Annotated in this window: 17 protein-coding genes; 7 read left to right on the forward strand and 10 right to left on the reverse strand. The window is 40.6% G+C overall.

The genetic code is table 11. The features are described from left to right. The first annotated feature begins 129 nt into the window (after window positions 1-129). The 7 genes from CBM24_RS27805 to CBM24_RS19840 all read left to right on the forward strand — a co-directional run bounded on the left by CBM24_RS27805 (window position 130) and on the right by CBM24_RS19840 (window position 3,391). Window positions 130-516, forward strand: coding sequence for a hypothetical protein (locus CBM24_RS27805; protein ID WP_232475582.1), 387 nt, complete (start codon window positions 130-132; stop codon window positions 514-516). Between the two features lie 336 nt (window positions 517-852). After that, window positions 853-1,392 (forward strand): hypothetical protein, encoded by a 540-nt coding sequence (locus tag CBM24_RS19820; protein ID WP_157698539.1) that lies wholly within the window; start codon window positions 853-855, stop codon window positions 1,390-1,392. 186 nt (window positions 1,393-1,578) lie between these two features. After that, the gene (locus CBM24_RS19825; RefSeq protein WP_088162433.1) at window positions 1,579-2,097 is read left to right on the forward strand and encodes a carboxypeptidase-like regulatory domain-containing protein; all 519 of its coding nucleotides are present in this window, start codon (window positions 1,579-1,581) and stop codon (window positions 2,095-2,097) included. A gap of 103 nt (window positions 2,098-2,200) precedes the next feature. After that, window positions 2,201-2,611: a carboxypeptidase regulatory-like domain-containing protein gene (locus CBM24_RS19830; protein WP_139145005.1), complete on the forward strand. Its 411-nt coding sequence runs from the start codon at window positions 2,201-2,203 to the stop codon at window positions 2,609-2,611. 113 nt (window positions 2,612-2,724) lie between these two features. Further along, window positions 2,725-2,961, forward strand: a complete 237-nt coding sequence (locus CBM24_RS19835) for a hypothetical protein (protein ID WP_088162434.1) — start codon at window positions 2,725-2,727, stop codon at window positions 2,959-2,961. A gap of 111 nt (window positions 2,962-3,072) precedes the next feature. Then, window positions 3,073-3,177, forward strand: coding sequence for a helix-turn-helix domain-containing protein (locus CBM24_RS28120; RefSeq protein ID WP_368072492.1), 105 nt, complete (start codon window positions 3,073-3,075; stop codon window positions 3,175-3,177). A gap of 1 nt (window position 3,178) precedes the next feature. Continuing rightward, the gene (locus CBM24_RS19840; protein WP_088162435.1) at window positions 3,179-3,391 is read left to right on the forward strand and encodes an Abi family protein; all 213 of its coding nucleotides are present in this window, start codon (window positions 3,179-3,181) and stop codon (window positions 3,389-3,391) included. Window positions 3,392-3,464: 73 nt separating this feature from the next. Here the strand turns inward: CBM24_RS19840 and CBM24_RS19845 are convergent, their stop codons facing one another. The 10 genes from CBM24_RS19845 to CBM24_RS19890 form a co-directional block, all read right to left on the reverse strand. Continuing rightward, window positions 3,465-4,634, reverse strand: coding sequence for an AGE family epimerase/isomerase (locus tag CBM24_RS19845; RefSeq protein WP_088162436.1), 1,170 nt, complete (start codon window positions 4,632-4,634; stop codon window positions 3,465-3,467). Between the two features lie 28 nt (window positions 4,635-4,662). Continuing rightward, window positions 4,663-6,078 (reverse strand): MFS transporter, encoded by a 1,416-nt coding sequence (locus CBM24_RS19850; protein WP_070566727.1) that lies wholly within the window; start codon window positions 6,076-6,078, stop codon window positions 4,663-4,665. A gap of 23 nt (window positions 6,079-6,101) precedes the next feature. Next, window positions 6,102-7,271: a glycosidase gene (locus CBM24_RS19855; protein ID WP_088162437.1), complete on the reverse strand. Its 1,170-nt coding sequence runs from the start codon at window positions 7,269-7,271 to the stop codon at window positions 6,102-6,104. A gap of 37 nt (window positions 7,272-7,308) precedes the next feature. Continuing rightward, window positions 7,309-8,469, reverse strand: coding sequence for an alpha/beta hydrolase (locus CBM24_RS19860; protein WP_070566731.1), 1,161 nt, complete (start codon window positions 8,467-8,469; stop codon window positions 7,309-7,311). A gap of 91 nt (window positions 8,470-8,560) precedes the next feature. Then, window positions 8,561-10,054 carry a glycoside hydrolase family 30 protein gene (locus CBM24_RS19865; RefSeq protein WP_088162438.1) on the reverse strand — a complete coding sequence of 498 codons (1,494 nt, stop codon included), beginning with the start codon at window positions 10,052-10,054 and terminating at the stop codon, window positions 8,561-8,563. Between the two features lie 253 nt (window positions 10,055-10,307). Then, complete coding sequence (locus CBM24_RS19870) at window positions 10,308-11,399, reverse strand: hypothetical protein (RefSeq protein WP_198385963.1); 1,092 nt, start codon at window positions 11,397-11,399, stop codon at window positions 10,308-10,310. Between the two features lie 200 nt (window positions 11,400-11,599). Continuing rightward, on the reverse strand, window positions 11,600-12,646 hold the full coding sequence (locus CBM24_RS19875) for a glycosyl hydrolase (protein ID WP_083295979.1): 1,047 nt from the start codon (window positions 12,644-12,646) through the stop codon (window positions 11,600-11,602). Window positions 12,647-12,668: 22 nt separating this feature from the next. Beyond that, window positions 12,669-14,339: a cellulase family glycosylhydrolase gene (locus CBM24_RS19880; RefSeq protein WP_070566737.1), complete on the reverse strand. Its 1,671-nt coding sequence runs from the start codon at window positions 14,337-14,339 to the stop codon at window positions 12,669-12,671. A gap of 6 nt (window positions 14,340-14,345) precedes the next feature. Next, window positions 14,346-15,533 (reverse strand): glycoside hydrolase family 26 protein, encoded by a 1,188-nt coding sequence (locus tag CBM24_RS19885; protein ID WP_088162439.1) that lies wholly within the window; start codon window positions 15,531-15,533, stop codon window positions 14,346-14,348. 8 nt (window positions 15,534-15,541) lie between these two features. Beyond that, window positions 15,542-16,480: a hypothetical protein gene (locus CBM24_RS19890; protein ID WP_198385964.1), complete on the reverse strand. Its 939-nt coding sequence runs from the start codon at window positions 16,478-16,480 to the stop codon at window positions 15,542-15,544.

Raw genomic sequence — 16,480 nt, forward strand, 5'->3', positions numbered from 1 at the left:
CTGGAAGGTACGGGGGGAACTTTTGCTCATAAGGACATAGCACTAGAATTCGCTTCCTGGATTTCAATCGAGTTTAAACTTTATATAATAAAGGAGTTTCAACGTTTAAAAGACGATGAAAACAATCGTTTGAAATTAAATTGGGATTTAAATAGAACGCTAGCTAAGGTGAATTATCAAATCCATACAGATGCTATCAAAGAAAATCTTATTCCGCCAGAAATCACCAAACAACAGTCAAATTCCGTTTATGCCAACGAAGCCGATATACTTAATATCGCACTATTTGGAATAACTGCCAAACAATGGCGAGATACTAATCCTGATAAAAAGGGCAATATTCGAGACTACGCGATTATAGAACAGTTGGTCGTGCTAAGCAACATGGAAAGTATAAACGCGTTATTAATTCAACAAGGAGTACCACAAAATGAACGGCTTATGCAACTGAATAAAGTAGCGGTAACACAAATGAAGTCGCTCGTAGAAAATAAAGCCGCTAAAAAATTGAAATAGTACGTCGCCATGATGAGCCAAGGCAACTCTGGCGGCATCCATTATGGACACTAGTAGCTAACAACAGGTCAATAGTCGATCCAGCATGAATCTATACGCGCTTTTATTGTTGCATGGGCAAAAGATGATCCTGTAAACAGTAAATTAGCGTATTCACAATTATTTATATACAACTATCTTTGAACGTAGATCAAAACAGCTTACAGCATGGTATAATAACTAAAAACTTTATTACTGATATATCGACAAGTCTTAAAAGTTATGGTGAATTGATGGGATACAAATTGGACGATGAGACAAAAAATAGGATAACTAATACTATTAAAGCAGAACAATATGGAATTATTAAAGAGGGTACATCCAGAAAAGGTACAAAACTTGGCTATTAAATTCTTGTTTTTATTTTTATCCGTAACATTGTTTTCCTGTATATCGATTAGGAAACGAGATGCCAATTATTTTAAAGGAAAAAACAGTGGGGGCTATAATATAAAATATTTAAAAGATGATAAAGATCTGGAAGGAATAATATCACTTCAGGGAGAGGTACGCATGGGAGGAAGTAATAAAATAGTACCAAATGCAGAAATTGAAGTTCGGGATACAAATAATAAATTAATTGCTATAAAAACAGCTGATAGTCAGGGAAGATTTAAGTTTACCATAAAAGCTGAACCTACTGTCGGGAATATTAATGTAAATGGATCCGATGGAAATTCATTAGGTGAACTTGAAATCGCAAAAGTTGATATGGGTCGATTTTATTCACAAATAGAAATAGCTGTGAAACTGTTTATTATAAATGGAGTTATGAAAAGCACAGTACCCCTTTCGAAAAAAGAGATTAAAGAAATCAAGAATCAAAATAATAAATAGATATAAATGAGAATCAACTCAGAAAAATTATTAATATTGAAATGAGTTAGATTTTAGAGGTAGGTACAAGCAAGTTAAAAAAAAGCTTTTGATGGTGCTAAAAATTTCATCTTGTTTACAACGGAATCTATTCATATAAAGAATTTTTGTTTATTATTTGAAATATAAAAAAGGTCCAAATTTATAATGGCATTACGCATAAAGTTAAACCTTTGTGGTTTTAAACTTCTTCTTTTGCTAACACTCTTTAGCTGTTCCACAAAGAAGAATTATAACGACTGGGTTGATATAGACCAAAACAACTGCAGCAGCTATAGCCAACGAGGTAAAGGTTATACAGATGATGAGATATCGCCTTTAATAAAAGGCAAAGTGAGCATGTGCCATAATAATGAAAATGTTCCTTCTGCTAGAGTTTTCTTTCTTAGTTCAGAGAGTGATACAATTGGTACAACCATCACCGATAAAAATGGAGAATTTTCGCTAACGATCCCATCCGAGGGATTGCTCCATGGAAAAATTATTGTAGATACATTTGGAACGGGGATGACTATCGAACATGTTTACATTGCGCCAAATTTTAAAACCTACGCCTTAGACATAAAATTACCAAGGCAGCCCATGTATATTAATGAAATAGGTTCAAAAAAGGACCAGAAAAAGTTGAGGAAAGAAGTTGAAAAAGCAAATAGAAAACATAGATAGGTGTTATAAGTTGATCTGGGCTATTAAAATTTTAGTCTTTTTTTTGATCTTTTGTTTCTCATCATGTTCTGTCATCAGACCTAAAACAATAAACAATAAAGTATTGGGCGGGTACGAATCTTCAAGCTATTTAGACGAGAACGATTCGGAAGATTCTGTGACGATTTCAGGCATTATCACTGAAGCTAAGAAAAAAAGGAAGGTACCCAATGCAGAGATACGATTTTTAGACTCGGAAGGAAATACGCTCAAAAAAGTATCTTCAGACACAGATGGATCATTCAGTACAAGACTGGCAAAACTCACAAAATTTGGAAGTATCGAAATTGATGGAAATAGTGCTGGTTTTCTCACTATAGCAAACATAGACTTTGGTATTTTTGTCAATAATACCAGAATAAAAGCGAGATTATTCAAGTACGATTATTCTGCAACGGAGTTAGAATTTTACAAGAAAGAAGATCGAGACCAGCTAAAGCGAGAGATAGAAGAAATGAAAAAACAAAAGAGGTAACAGCATCGTACCACAAAGTGTATTAATTATAGAAATGGAGACTGTAACATGAACTGTGTCAGAGGAATAATTCAATAAGATTATGTATATTCAATTATTCAAACGACACGGTCATGAAAGAAAAAGACCCATTCGACTTTGAACGCTTCAAGGCAGAAGCCATGCAAGGTCTTTACGAAGGTAAAAGTTTGTCTCCCAATGATGGCGTCCTAGCGCCGTTAATGAAGCATCTGTTGGAATCAATGATGGATGGAGAACTGGAAAACCACTTGAACGAAGAGAAAGCTTCGGGCAATAGCAATCGTCGAAATGGCAAGACAAAAAAGACAGTCCGAGGTCTCAATTGTTAATTCGCATATAGATACCCCCAGCAATTCGCATTAAAATGCCACCACCTTAAACAATTAAGGTTTTACTTGTTGAGAGTATAATAAAATCTCAGCGTTATGTATAAAGTGGCTATGTACAATACGATAAAAACACTTTTGGAACACGGCAAATCTTTGCGGGAGATCTCAAGGGAACTTGGGATGTGCCGCAAGACCGTTTCGCGTATCCACATTTAACATGTATTGTTTTGATAGAGGACTGCGTAAGCTGGTAACCGCTGAACTCGAAAAGATAGAAGTCGCAATCAGAGCAAAAATGATTTATATATTGTCTCATCAATATGGTCCTTTTTGGTATAGTGCCCCTAACCTGTTCGAATCTCTCCAGCTCCACTTAAGGGGACACTTAATAGAAAGCACCCCCTTTCTTTATACCCATAAAGAACTATGAGTCAAAATGTTAAAACACCTACACATAGAGTTAGAAAATTTCAACAAAATGTTTAGTCTTAGGTTATCAATTATTAGCAGACGTGGTCATTAAACCGAAGCATTTCTAAACACATCCGGCCGTTATGATAAGGACATTTCCAGAAACCCGCCTTATCATCGTTACGATTCATTTGTCCATCGGGCAATACACTCCAGTACCATTCTCCAAATTGAACATCAATAAGTTTTGTCTGAATAAATTTCCAGACATTTTCTGCTAAATCTAAAAACTTGGAATCAGGTACAATTTTGGACAGATAGCTATAACCAACTACTGCCTCGGCCTGTACCCACCAATGTCTTTCGTCATCTAAATGACCATCTCTAAATTCGTAAGCCATACTTCCGTCAGGAAGGATCCCCTCCACGGCGGCGAGGCCAATGCTGGTCACAATATCTTTGATGGATTGGGAGAGTGCGGGAATATTCAATACGGTAGTAGCTTCCCAAAAAAGCCATGCTGCTTCAATATCATGACCATATGATATGGTATCAGTTGTTGAGTTCCACTCCCGATCAAAAAAAAGATTGAGATGCCCTGTACGCGAATCATAGATTTTGCTAACGAAAAGATCGACCAGATCCTTTTGGGCTGAAATTAATTGATCATCTGGCCACACCTGTAGCAGATTGGTATAGGGCTCAAGAATATGTAAATGAGTATTCATGGTCTTGACCTGATTCTCGTCTTTTTCACTCAGCCGCATATCGGCTATCGGTGACCAGTCGCGCGAAAATGCTTCCAAATATCCGCCAGACTCATCATCAAAAGTATGCTCAATCAACTTAAAAAGATCTATTGATAACTCCAAAGCTTCGGATATTCCCGTAGCTCTGTAAAACTCCGAGAAACCATACAGTGCAAAGCCCTGTGCATAGGTCTGTTTTTTTGTATTGAGGGGCTTGCCCTGATAATCAAGCTCCCAATAAACTCCCCCATATTCTTTATCGATAAAATTATCGCGTAGGTAGTGGTAAGCCCGTTCAGCCATTCGTAAATAGGATATATCGTTAAATTGGCGATAGGCAGCTGAGAACGTCCAGAGGATCCTCGCGTGCATAACAGCTCCTTTGCTAGCATAGGGCACCAAATGATTATGCCCATCCATCTTTCCGTAAAAACCGCCAAATTCCAGATCGACCATTTTTTCACTCCAAAATGGAAGTATGTTGTTTTCAAGTATTTCTCTAAAACGATTCATTTAATTCAAGCTAAATGTATTGATTCATCTATTTTTTTTCAAGATCAGCCTCTCTTTTATTCTTTAGATCATTAAGGATCAGATCCATCCGTTTTTCGCTCAAAGGGTAAAAACTTATGAACAACACGGATAATACAGTACCGATTGCAGGGAAAAAACTCAAGAACATCCGAATACCATGAAGTGCTTCGTCACTCTGCTGCTGATTGGCCTGAAAACCATAATAGGCCAATAGCCAACCTGTCAGAGCCGTCCCAAATGCCCAGCCGAGCTTCTGACTCATCGATGAAGAACTAAAGATCAAACCTGTTGCCCTATTGCCTGTGCGTAGTTCGGAATAATCTGCACAGTCGGCATACATCGACCAAAGCAAGGGAAATACGCTCCCGGCGCAAATACTGATGAGTACCTGAAGAGAAAATATAAGAATTAGATCTTCTTTGCCCAACCAGTAAAAGGCAATACTTCCCACCGTAGCAATAAGCATGGCAATCATATAGGTGCTTTTTTTTCCGATACGATTACTGACAGGAGCTGCTAATACAACACCTAATATATTAGCAGCTTGCCCAAGGGCCAAATAAAGTCCACTTAATACAAATGGTACCTCAAAAATCATGATTCGGTCGATTTGATGCTCCTCAACATAATACTTGAAGTAGTATAGCGTTGCTCCATCCCGAATGGAATTAAAAACAAGAGCCGCCACCCCGGCTCCCAGCAGTATCCACCAAGGACCATTTTTTAGCAAGTCTCCGATATCTTGCTTTAATGTCGAGTGATGCGCCGTCACCTCTACAACCCTTTCCTTTGTCCAATAAAAACATAGCAAAAAAAGTATCGTTGAAAATGCAGCAATAACTAGTGCAGCCATAAACCAACCATGCTGAAGTGACGTAAGATCTGCTCCCGCCTTACTGAAAAAATCTATTAATGGGTTGAATAAAAGCAGGGTAACAAAACTCCCGATATAGGCGAATGTCATCCGAAAGGTAGCCAGTACATTACGCACTTTGGGAAAGGGACTCATTACACCCAATAATGATGCATATGGTACGTTGATCGCCGAATACACCATCATCATCAAGGAATAAGTCAGGTAGGCATAGATAATTTTTCCGGTATGCGAAAAATCAGGCGTATAAAATGTTGCTGCACCGATCAAACCAAAGGGTATGGCAACATAAAGGATGAATGGTCTGAACTTGCCCCAACGGCTCCGTGTACGGTCTGCAAGTGCACCTATAATGGGATCGAACAACGAGTCCCAAACTCTGGTGATCAAAAACATGGTACCAACAGCTTTCGCCTCCATACCAAAAATATCGGTATAAAAAAACATCAGGTACATACCAAACAGCTTCCAGAACATGGACGACGCTGCATCTCCCAGGCCATATCCGATTTTCTCTCTCAACGAGATTTTTTCATTTTCAATTCTCATAAGTAGGTATTCTGGATACAAATCTAACTATTCAGATTTTTTGAAGCGATCGTATGTACGACCTTGACTGATGCTGCTGACCGAAATCCATCCTGGGCTGTATTAAAACAATAATCAAGCAATCTGTCTATCGATGATAAGGCGACATGCATCCGTGTATCGCTCGAAGCATAATAGATATAAACGGTACCATCGGGGTCTGCGATCCAGCCATTTGAAAAGAGTACGTTGGAGACATCTCCTACTCTTTCTATACCCTTGGGTGCCATAAAATGTCCCGCGGGTTCAGCAATTATTTGGTCGGGATGTGCCAGATCTGTTACAAAAAGATAGAGTACATACCTAAGGCCTGCAGCACACATCCGTACGCCATGTGCCAGGTGTAGCCAGCCACGCTCGGTTTTAAGGGGCGCTGGCCCTTGCCCATTCTTAAGCTCTTTAATGGTATGATAGTGTCGGTGATTTATAATTTTCTCTTCGGAAACAACCGCATTTTCCATACTGTCTACCAGCCCCCAACCTATTCCACCACCTTTGCCTGCATCAATAAAACTATCCTGTGGACGTGTGTAAAGTGCATACTTACCATCGACAAACTCGGGGTGGAGGACCACATTGCGCTGCTGACTGCTGGATTGTAAATCTGGCAAGCGTTCCCATGTGACCAAGTCGCGAGTACGTACAATGCCGGCAGCTGCAACTGCCGAAGATAGATCACCAGCAGGAGCTGCGGGATCTTTGCGTTCGGTACAGAAAATACCATAGATCCATCCGTCCGCGTGTAGCGTGAGACGCATATCATAGATATTGGTATCTGGAATTTCGGTCTCGGGAATATCTATCGGATAATCCCAAAAATGGAAACCATCTATGCCATTTTCACTTTCAGCAATAGCAAAAAATGACTTGCGATCATTACCCTCTACACGCACAACCATAATATATTTGTCCTGCCACTTGATTGCCCCAGCATTGAATGTCCCATTGATGCCGAAACGCTCCATCAGAAAGGGATTTCTCTCCTCATCAAAATCATAACGCCAATGAAGTGGTGTATGATCAGCAGTCAGAACTGGATAGGTATACCGCTCGTATATCCCATTTCCTGGCAATAATGGCGTATTTTTTCGAGAAATTAGTTCCTGATGTGCTTGTTCGATAGCTTGTCTACGATTTTCAAATATTAAATTCATCTTCTATAAGTATAGTTTTGTTTCTCTTGTATATTTTCTATTTCTTGTGCTCTTTAAAGATCTGTTGGACAAATTTTTCCAATTGTCCCCTCCAGAATGACCATTCATGGCCAGCATCTGCCTGGTCATAGACATAATCAACCCCATAGCTTTTCAACTTCTGGAGAAAAGCTAAATGTCCGTTGTACCGAGGATCTTTGGTACCACAGCTGGACCAGATATAGACAGCTTGACTATTGGAAGAAGATTTTAAAGCTGACATATTGGGGATATAGCGATCAAAATCAAATGCTGGATCACTCAAAAGTCCCGAGCTAAATTGACCTATATATTGGAAAGTATCTTTATTTCGCATACCGATCACGAAAGCCTGCCCTCCTCCCATAGATAAACCAGCTATGGCCCGAGATGACTTATCCTTACCCACATTAAATCGTTGCTCGACAAGCGGCTTCACGTCGTTTAGCAACTCATCTTCAAGAAGATCCATCCCTTCAACTGAACTACCCCCGGCCCATGATCCATCCGTTAGACCATTGGTCATAACCACCAACATGGGTTTTATTTTTTTTTCGGCAATCAAATTATCCATGATATACGCAACACGCCCATCACGAAACCAACTCCCCTCATCATCTCCCCCACCGTGCCTGAGATATAAAACTGGCAGCGGTTTAGTTGACTGGACAGCTTGGGGTGGCACATAGACATAAAGGTTGCGCTGCTTATTTAATTTGCTAGCGGTATAGGTTAAGATGCGGAGTTCTCCGTGGTTGACGGCTCTTAACTGATCAACGGCAGGCTGACGTGCTATAATTTCCAATACACTGCCATACACTTCTGTGCCGTATTTGACTTTAGGATTGGCTAAATCTATAGAACGTTTTCCATCTACCACAAATACATACTGATAAATACCTGGCAATAGGGAGCTCGTAGATGCCGTCCAAACACCGCTTGTATCCTGTTCCATCGCCAATCTCATAATGTCCCAGTCGCCAATCTCGACCTGCACTTTGCTGGCTTGGGGAGCCTTCACACGGAAGGTAACCCGTCCACTGGAATCAATCGCAGGTGAAAATTTGCCTGTCGATGCCTGCCACCATCCGGCTGTGCTAAATGAGGATCCGTCCTGCTGTGCTTTAACAGGCAAATAGAGACCTAACAACGCTGTGCCCAATAAAATTAGTTTTTTCATCTGTATATCATTTGTTTTCAATGGTAATGAGGCCGCCAGATCTATTCTTCCCACTGTGTGGTTTGAATATTCATGGTGGTTTCATAATTTTTTATTCTGATTTCCAGCAATAGGTGCCTACTGCTCCAGCAGCTAACTTGATCATGCTGAATTTACCCTTATACTGAACTTTTACCTCCCGATCATAGAATGAACTGTTTGCAACAATCAGGACAATCTCTTTTTTGGGAGTAAGAAACGCAACATTGGGCAATACTCCACTATTCTGTACTGTAGTAACGCGTTTGATATCCGCGTTTTCCTCGTCCGTGGTAATGTCAATACCTTGATCATAAGGAGCATTGGAGGAAACACGTACCGATCCCGGCGGAACGAATTTTGAAATATGTGCAACAACGTAATAGGCCACATTTCTTGATACCTGATCTCCATCAATGGTAAGTGCGCCCTGACATATGGCACATCCACCATTATCTGTATGGGGATCATTATTGGGATCTGCGGCCAAATTCCACAATATCATATTCCGGCTCCAATTGCGCATGGTTCCGATAACAAGGCGTTCGGTCTGGTAGGCAAGGTTGCTGATTTTACTTTGGCTAGATTGAATGACCATCTGTTCTGTAAAATAGATATTTTTGTCAGGTCTAGCTTGATGCACCAATGACATCGTACCAATGTCACCTCCATAGTGGTGGAAACCGGATCCATCTACATATGGACCAATAGCAGGGTCATTCAACAGGGTCAATGGATAATCTGGCCGATCACAATTATGATCAAAAAGAATAATTTTTGTATCCGGCTTCAATTTGTTAAAGACGGGCAGTAAGTGGTCTCTTAGAAAATTGCGCATCTGCGATACAGAAAATGGCATACTGGGAGTATTCCTCGAATTGAGTGGTTCATTTTGCACGGTGATCATATGAATAGGGATCCCATTTTTTTCCATTTCCTGTACATAACGTAAAAGATAACGGGCATATACAGGATAACAGTCCGTCCTTAATGAACCGCCTTGAAACAGCTGTCCCACTTTCATCCACACAGGAGCAGTCCAGGGTGAAGCCATAATCTGAATTTTGGGGTTGATGGCCAAAATTTCTTTGAGTACAATGACATGTTCGTAATCATGCCCCAGGCTGAAATTCAAAAGATCCGGATCTGCCTGGCCACCACTGAGATCATTATAGGTATAAACAAAGCTATTTAGATCGGATGCACCAATACTTAAACGGATAGCACTAATGGCGATTCCATCTCCGGCACTGAAAAGTTCGTGTAGAAGCTTAGACCTTTTATCGGGTACCATCTGATGTATCAGTTGGGCACTACCACCCGTCAGCGCAAACCCAAATCCATCAATAGTCTGGAATGCCTGTCTTTCGTCAATAACGATAGGTAGTTGACGCCCCCGTGATGTCGGCTCGAATACTGCCGGCGGCCCTGCGGAAAGCTGCGAAAGAGGCTGATCGTGGGTCACCCACTGGTTTAATTTGTGTTCTTGCGCCTTCAATTGAAAAACAGATAGGATCGCAAATAATAAGGCATATAATAATTTTGGATTTGGTCGTCGAATAATCATAATTTGTGAGCCTAGTCTGAATATTACAATTGGTTATCTTTTAACATCTCTACAGCAAATTTACTTGGTAAAGCTTACCTCGACTAATACTATTTTAGCAGTAGGTAATTCAATTCGAACTAAAAATCATCAAAACAACACGTAAACATCACTTACGGCGTATACTATTTTATCTCCAAATTGGCCAAACTAGTAAAAAAAGCAGTAAACTGCTCCTCTAACACCAATTACCAATCACTAGAATACAACACTGTTAGGGATAAACTAGACTCGGATAATTGACATAAAAATCATTTGTAGCCACTTTAATGGCATTGAAATTACCGTAGTTATCATTTTCCCATGGATTTTTCCATGCACATACGCCTGCGTACCCGTTCCAATAGCTTTGTTTGTAATAATTGGCCAGAGTAATATTCCAATTGCCGGAATTATTATAGGATGAGCTGTTGACATCATACCCCGGTGTTTCTCCGATCAAGACAGGTTTATCACCATTATCTAACCAATAGCCGATGGTCGTGGTAAATGGCGCCCCGGAGGATTGCCACTGGTACCAATGGGGTGAATAAAAATCTAAATAGGCGTTGGAATTGTTGTACTGCGCCTGCAATTTTGCATTGCTATAATTATTGCCCCCATAGGTATCCCATGATGTGTACCTATCGCTGTTAAAAATAATCCACATTGAACCTACCGTCACCGGCTTGGTAGAAAATTGGTTTGTCTTGGCCGCACACCATGCAATGAAACGCACGACATTGTTCTTATTTAAATTGCCACAGTTTGCATCACGCCACATATGCTCTGGCTCATTGCAGATATCATAGCCCATAATGGTGGGTTCATTTTCATAACGCTGCAGAAAGGGGACAAGAAAATATTCGGTATACCACTGGGTTTTGTTGACGTCATTGATGATCTGCCTAAATTGATTGTACTTGCTGCTGGTATTCTTTACCATATCAAATGACCAAAATGTAACCAGCAGATACACTCCCTTTGATTTAGCGATCTGAACGAGTTGGTCCATATCTGTCCAGAACTGACTACTGGCACCTGTGACAAGACCGTCACCGTTTAAAGACGGACTATGGCTCCCCGACCCATGCACCCAGATTCTAGCAAGGTTAATTTTATTATCCTTATAACGCTGAAACTCATTGCTCCACCAGGTGTAATCAAAATTTCTACCTAAAAAATCTAAAGTATAATCGCTTTGCTTTTGCCAGGCTGTGTTGATACCATTGAAAAAAATCTGCTTTGAGGCAACATAAAATTTATTGCCCGAAATAGTCACGGCATCAGTGATTGAAGCCGGAGCAACACCATTGTTCAAAGCCATCTTTTTCTGCTTGGGCAGAGATTCTGCAGCCTGATCAAAAGCTTTTTTTTGGCAGCTGTATGACAATATGATCAAGCAGATACACCATAATTTACATAAAGATCTCATAATTGTTTATTTTGGTTATTCTAAGATAGTGAGCTAACGATATTGCTGGCTAATACTTTATTAACAAATAGTTGTACAAGGGTGTAATTATTCTACTCACCCAGCATAATTACCTGATCGGAACCGTATAATGCTTTGATCTTAGCCTCACTGTTCTTTTCAAAGACCAATTCTGACCAGCCCATAAAAAACACCCAATTGGGCTGGTCTTTAAGTACCTCAAGTGACGGTAATACCTGGCACTCTCCGATCGCCATTGGCCTTCCTGCTGCTACACGAACGATCGCATCATACTTTTCATTACTAAACCCCGTGTGATCATCGTATACATCAAGCGAAACAATATCCCAATAGGATCTTCCGGGATTATACAGCTCGACGTCAGTATCCAGGCTTTGAAAATCTTGAACATTCCAAACCCAAATTAGATTATCGAGCTCTTTTTTCTTAACCATAAAGTCATGTACATACCGGTAGAGTCTAGCGGTGCCTTTTTCTCCCGGGCGTCCCCCCCACCAAAATTTCCCCTGATTCATCTCATGAAAGGGCCTGAACAGAGCGATGACCTTGTTGTCTTTCAATCGCTTTAGATAAACTGCAATTTCTTCCATCATCGAGACTAATTTACCATGCTCTAAGGTCCCTTCTATAAAAAGGTTTTCCCACTGGCTGTCTGTCAAATGACTTAAAACGCCACGTCCGTCATCCCAGCTACAAGGTTGTCCATTGACAGGGTTGCAGGCGTGCCACATGATATTAACAATTGCACCCTGATGGAATTGGCTGATAGCCTCATCAATCATAGTGCTCCTGTGATCAATATTTTCCTGCTGAAATAAAAAATCACCGCTCCACAGCTTCGGATATCTACCTACTAGTTTGTTTATGGCATTGGTCCAGCGGGCAGGCTCACTATTGGGTTCGCGATTGTGTATACCACCAATAACACGCTTTCCCTTAATCCGGGATAGGTAATCCATTATCTTTTGCTTTTCTTTTTTAGCCGACCACGAAACAGAATCATTGACCTGCGTATTTGCCGCCAGCGATTGGCTAGTCAATGTTTTACAGCCGATCCCGGTGATCACGATTAATGAACTACATAGTAGCGCTAGTGACTTGAATATATTTTTTTCCATAATAGGTGATTTGTTACTGTCATTACTTAATAATATAAAGCTTCTCTTTTTTAGATCCCACAAAAAGATCTTTCAATAATATTTTTCCATCCTGATGATCTTTCAGCTCTTCTGCCTGATATTTTAATGTAAGCGGGTCAAATGATTGGATCTCCTTTTTGTTTCCGATGATGTCCAAAATCTCTACGCTACTACTAAAAACCTCATTCGTGGGATTGTAAAGATAGATATAGAGTTCCTCGCCACATTTTACGCCATAGGCTTCAAGCCTACCGGCTTTTAATGCCAATGGCTTGAATTCTCCTTTTCCATTCAGCAACATACGGTCGCTCAATTGCCGTACCCCACGATAATAAGGTAGCATATCCCTATTCTGAAAGTATTCCCACCACCAGCTCATCGGTAGGATCGGTGTTGATGAGAAAAGCCCATACCAGAGACCCCGTTTGAAATCTAATTCCATCTCATATGCAAAATCATCAAAATTTTGCTGCCAATCCCATTCATAGCCAAACTCGCCAATGACATAAGGCTTTTTATGTTTTGTGGAGTATGCATTGATTTCTGAGGGTATCAGATCAGTATGTTTGTAAATGTGTTTTTGATTGATATCTATTGCCTCGATATCATTGAGCCCCGGGATATCTCTATGGGATATGCTGGTAGTAACAATGTGTTTATATGGATCTATCTTTTTTAAATAGGTAGCCATTTCAGTATGCCATTCTACAATAGCTTTAGAAGAAATCGGCTTTTCCCGACCATTAAACTGTATATTATCTACTTCATTCAGAAACTCCCACATAGCAATATGCGGTGAATACCCCCAGCGTGACACAATGTAGCGCAAACGATTTTTATAAAGCGTTTTAGCCTCTTCGGCTGCAAAAAACTCGTCCGTCGTCTTTACCCCTCCGATATTATCGGATCTGAAATTACCCATTCCCAAAGTAAGCATAACATATAAATCGAGTGAATCGGCAAGATCGACGAGATGATCGAGCCGGCGTACTGCGCTGGGGTTAAAATGAGCTGGATCTGACTGGTAGCGATCATTGTTGAATCCGTCCTGAAAATCTATGGGCAAATTCCAGGGACAGATCCAGGTCCTAAAGAAATTGCCGCCATTTTCAGCAAATTCGGCAAGCATACGGTCATAATTATAAACGGAAGCATTTTGGTGCAGTGCTGCATAATATTTTGAATCGTCTTTACGCCTTGATTCCCAACAGATGTTTTCGGCTATCCCACGAAAGGATGTACCGTTATCAAATTGTAAGGACCAGTTATTTTTAACACTTAGAAATCCTTTTTCTGCCGTTTCCCGCACCCGCGCATCGAATTTCCTAGATGTGGCGACTATTTTTCCATTTTTGCTCAATACGAACTTAAAATGATAATCGCCATGCTGTCTGGGTGAGAACCGGGCATTCCATTCTGAAATATCCCCAGATTGCCCCTTTACATAAAAGCACGGCTGAAGCAGTACCTCACCTGATGCTGTATATATCTCCATGTCAAGCTTAATGTCTTCCTGCAAATAAGGGTTTGTCCAGGTCGATTTAAGTTTTATAACGAAATCCATCCGTCTTCCTTGAAGTGCTGCTGACTCCTTAAAATCGACAGAAATAATCTGGGAAAATGTAGTTACTGGAAATATGAAAAAAAAGATTATTCCAATTAAAAAGCGCATACCTGATTAATTGACGGTTACACCATCGGCCAATACATACATATTGGGGAGGTCCTTTGAAAATAAACTTATACTGCTCCTAAATAGCGTTTTGAAATCATCGGCTGAGGGATGCCCTTTCCATGGTCCATAGAAATGTATCCCTTGCTTTAATGGATCGTATTCATTTCGCCACATAACGACCATACTGATTTTTTTACCAACGAGTGGAGTGAGGATCTGCTCGGTCCAATAACTGACATAGGGTACATTACCATTTCTGATCCCTTCAATTCCTGTTTCGGTAACACCAGCAGGCTTTTTCTTTTCTAAAGAAAGCTCTTGCAACGCGTTTAAATTGGAAAGAAACGCTTGGGTATTTGTACCATGATAACAGTCCATACCGATAAAATCGACTAATTCATCCCCCGGCCAGCGGAATAGCAGATCTTCTTTCCGTCCGTTATTGTCCCGTTGTGGCGATATCGCAAAAATAAAATTATGTACCCCTTTCGCTACTGTCAAATAAGATAACGTAAACTTCCAAAGCGCTATAAACTCTTCACTAGTCGTACAAGAACTTCCCCACCAGGACCAGCTTTGGGTATGTTCATGAAAAGGTCTAAAGATAACAGGAATCAATTTGCCATTGCCATCCTTCAATGAAAGTGCAAACGTGGCGAGATTATCCAACCAACTTTTAAATTTTAAATTTGTTGCACTTCCATCGGTCAAAATTTCTTTAACAACTGTTTTTGATGAATTGTCCCATGAATCCCCGCCCGTCAAGGGATTGTTTAGGTGGCACATAGCGGTAATAACTTCACCACGGGAACGCGCTTCAAGGATAGCCTTTTTACGGGCCTCGTTTAAAGTCGCTCTGGTACGGCGGTCATCCATCAATTCAGCAAAATCAACACTAAAAACTGCGGGGTAGTCGCCTACAATTTCGTAAACGTCAGATCTACCGGCAACTTCCTTCCATTCTCTGCCGTAGATCAGATCATCATGATGGCCAAACATAAAGCCTTTGTCTTTTATCTTCCATAATTGGGAGTAGAGCGCTTTAGTTTCTGCCGTCGCCTGCTTGTCAAATAATCGGAGTTCGATTTGTGAGGGTTTTTCTCCGGGCTTTTGATCTGTGGCCGGATCAGCCTTGGTACATGCCGTTCCACCTATTAAGATGGACACGGCATACATAAATAACTTCTTCATGATTTGGATCAATTACGCTTTTTCACTTCCACCCAATATCTTCTGGGCTTTTTCACAAACTTATCATAGTCTGTATAGATTGCAGACCAGTCGTCATTACCGTTCAATGAAAAAGCAAAAGCATTGTTAACAATTGTTTTAGCCTGTTTATTGCCAAGATCCTCGGTACCAGGACCAAGAAAACTACAATTTACGCTGCTTCCATCTGCGGCAATTAGCGTCAAGATATCGGTTGTGTAGTCCCGCTCCCATTTCCCTTCACCCTTCGGTATTTTACGATAAAATTTATTGACATCTGTTTTGGGGTCTGGTGTATAAATGAAATTGGCATATTTTCGGTCAGCGCCGGCATCATTTACAAATGTACCCGTAGTTTTACCTGTCGGTGTTACTCCTGTCAGTTTAAAGGTTATGCTATTATCCAATTCCACTTGAGGACCATCAGATACAGGCCATATCCATGGTTTACTCGTTAAGGATAAAACCGCGCCACCACCATATTCAGGCCCTGTACCACCATAAAGTACAAGTCCGGTAATATCGTAGGTACCGAGGATCGTTTCGGTAAAAGGCTCGACGATGACCTCCCATTCTCGAGATTCACCTGTCTCTGCTGTCACGGTATAATTATACTTATAGTTGCCGGCAAGAAAATTGACTTCAGAACCAGAGGCAGGCGAAACAGTAGCGCGATAAGATTGTTGGATCACAGGTTTCACTTTGGAAAAGTCAGTATTGTCCTCCACCAATACTTTTACTTTCACTGTCCCAGCGGCCCTGTCTACAACTGCTGCTCCTATCTGCGTAAAGCCTGTCCCCATGGAAAAGTTTTCAATGGATTTCTCATTGCTCTCGACTCCCTTATAGGGATCCTTTTTACAACCAAAGACTGTAAAAACCAATATCAAATATGCTGCAAAACCAGCTTTATATGTTTTCAGATTCAT

Origin of the sequence: Sphingobacterium sp. G1-14 (genome assembly GCF_002196555.1) — a bacterium.
GTDB lineage: Bacteria > Bacteroidota > Bacteroidia > Sphingobacteriales > Sphingobacteriaceae > Sphingobacterium > Sphingobacterium siyangense.

Excerpts from the sequence above, each read along its gene's own strand:
- CBM24_RS19855 (WP_088162437.1), bottom strand. The coding sequence starts at position 7,271 with ATGAATTTAATATTTGAAAATCGTAGACAAGCTATCGAACAAGCACAT.
- CBM24_RS19860 (WP_070566731.1), bottom strand. The coding sequence starts at position 8,469 with ATGAAAAAACTAATTTTATTGGGCACAGCGTTGTTAGGTCTCTATTTG.
- CBM24_RS19865 (WP_088162438.1), bottom strand. The coding sequence starts at position 10,054 with ATGATTATTCGACGACCAAATCCAAAATTATTATATGCCTTATTATTT.
- CBM24_RS19845 (WP_088162436.1), bottom strand. The coding sequence starts at position 4,634 with ATGAATCGTTTTAGAGAAATACTTGAAAACAACATACTTCCATTTTGG.
- CBM24_RS19820 (WP_157698539.1), top strand. The coding sequence starts at position 853 with ATGGAATTATTAAAGAGGGTACATCCAGAAAAGGTACAAAACTTGGCT.
- CBM24_RS19890 (WP_198385964.1), bottom strand. The coding sequence starts at position 16,480 with ATGAATCTGAAAACATATAAAGCTGGTTTTGCAGCATATTTGATATTG.
- CBM24_RS19875 (WP_083295979.1), bottom strand. The coding sequence starts at position 12,646 with ATGGAAAAAAATATATTCAAGTCACTAGCGCTACTATGTAGTTCATTA.
- CBM24_RS19835 (WP_088162434.1), top strand. The coding sequence starts at position 2,725 with ATGAAAGAAAAAGACCCATTCGACTTTGAACGCTTCAAGGCAGAAGCC.
- CBM24_RS28120 (WP_368072492.1), top strand. The coding sequence starts at position 3,073 with ATGTACAATACGATAAAAACACTTTTGGAACACGGCAAATCTTTGCGG.
- CBM24_RS19870 (WP_198385963.1), bottom strand. The coding sequence starts at position 11,399 with ATGGCTTTGAACAATGGTGTTGCTCCGGCTTCAATCACTGATGCCGTG.
- CBM24_RS19850 (WP_070566727.1), bottom strand. The coding sequence starts at position 6,078 with ATGAGAATTGAAAATGAAAAAATCTCGTTGAGAGAGAAAATCGGATAT.
- CBM24_RS19825 (WP_088162433.1), top strand. The coding sequence starts at position 1,579 with ATGGCATTACGCATAAAGTTAAACCTTTGTGGTTTTAAACTTCTTCTT.
- CBM24_RS19880 (WP_070566737.1), bottom strand. The coding sequence starts at position 14,339 with ATGCGCTTTTTAATTGGAATAATCTTTTTTTTCATATTTCCAGTAACT.
- CBM24_RS19885 (WP_088162439.1), bottom strand. The coding sequence starts at position 15,533 with ATGAAGAAGTTATTTATGTATGCCGTGTCCATCTTAATAGGTGGAACG.
- CBM24_RS19840 (WP_088162435.1), top strand. The coding sequence starts at position 3,179 with ATGTATTGTTTTGATAGAGGACTGCGTAAGCTGGTAACCGCTGAACTC.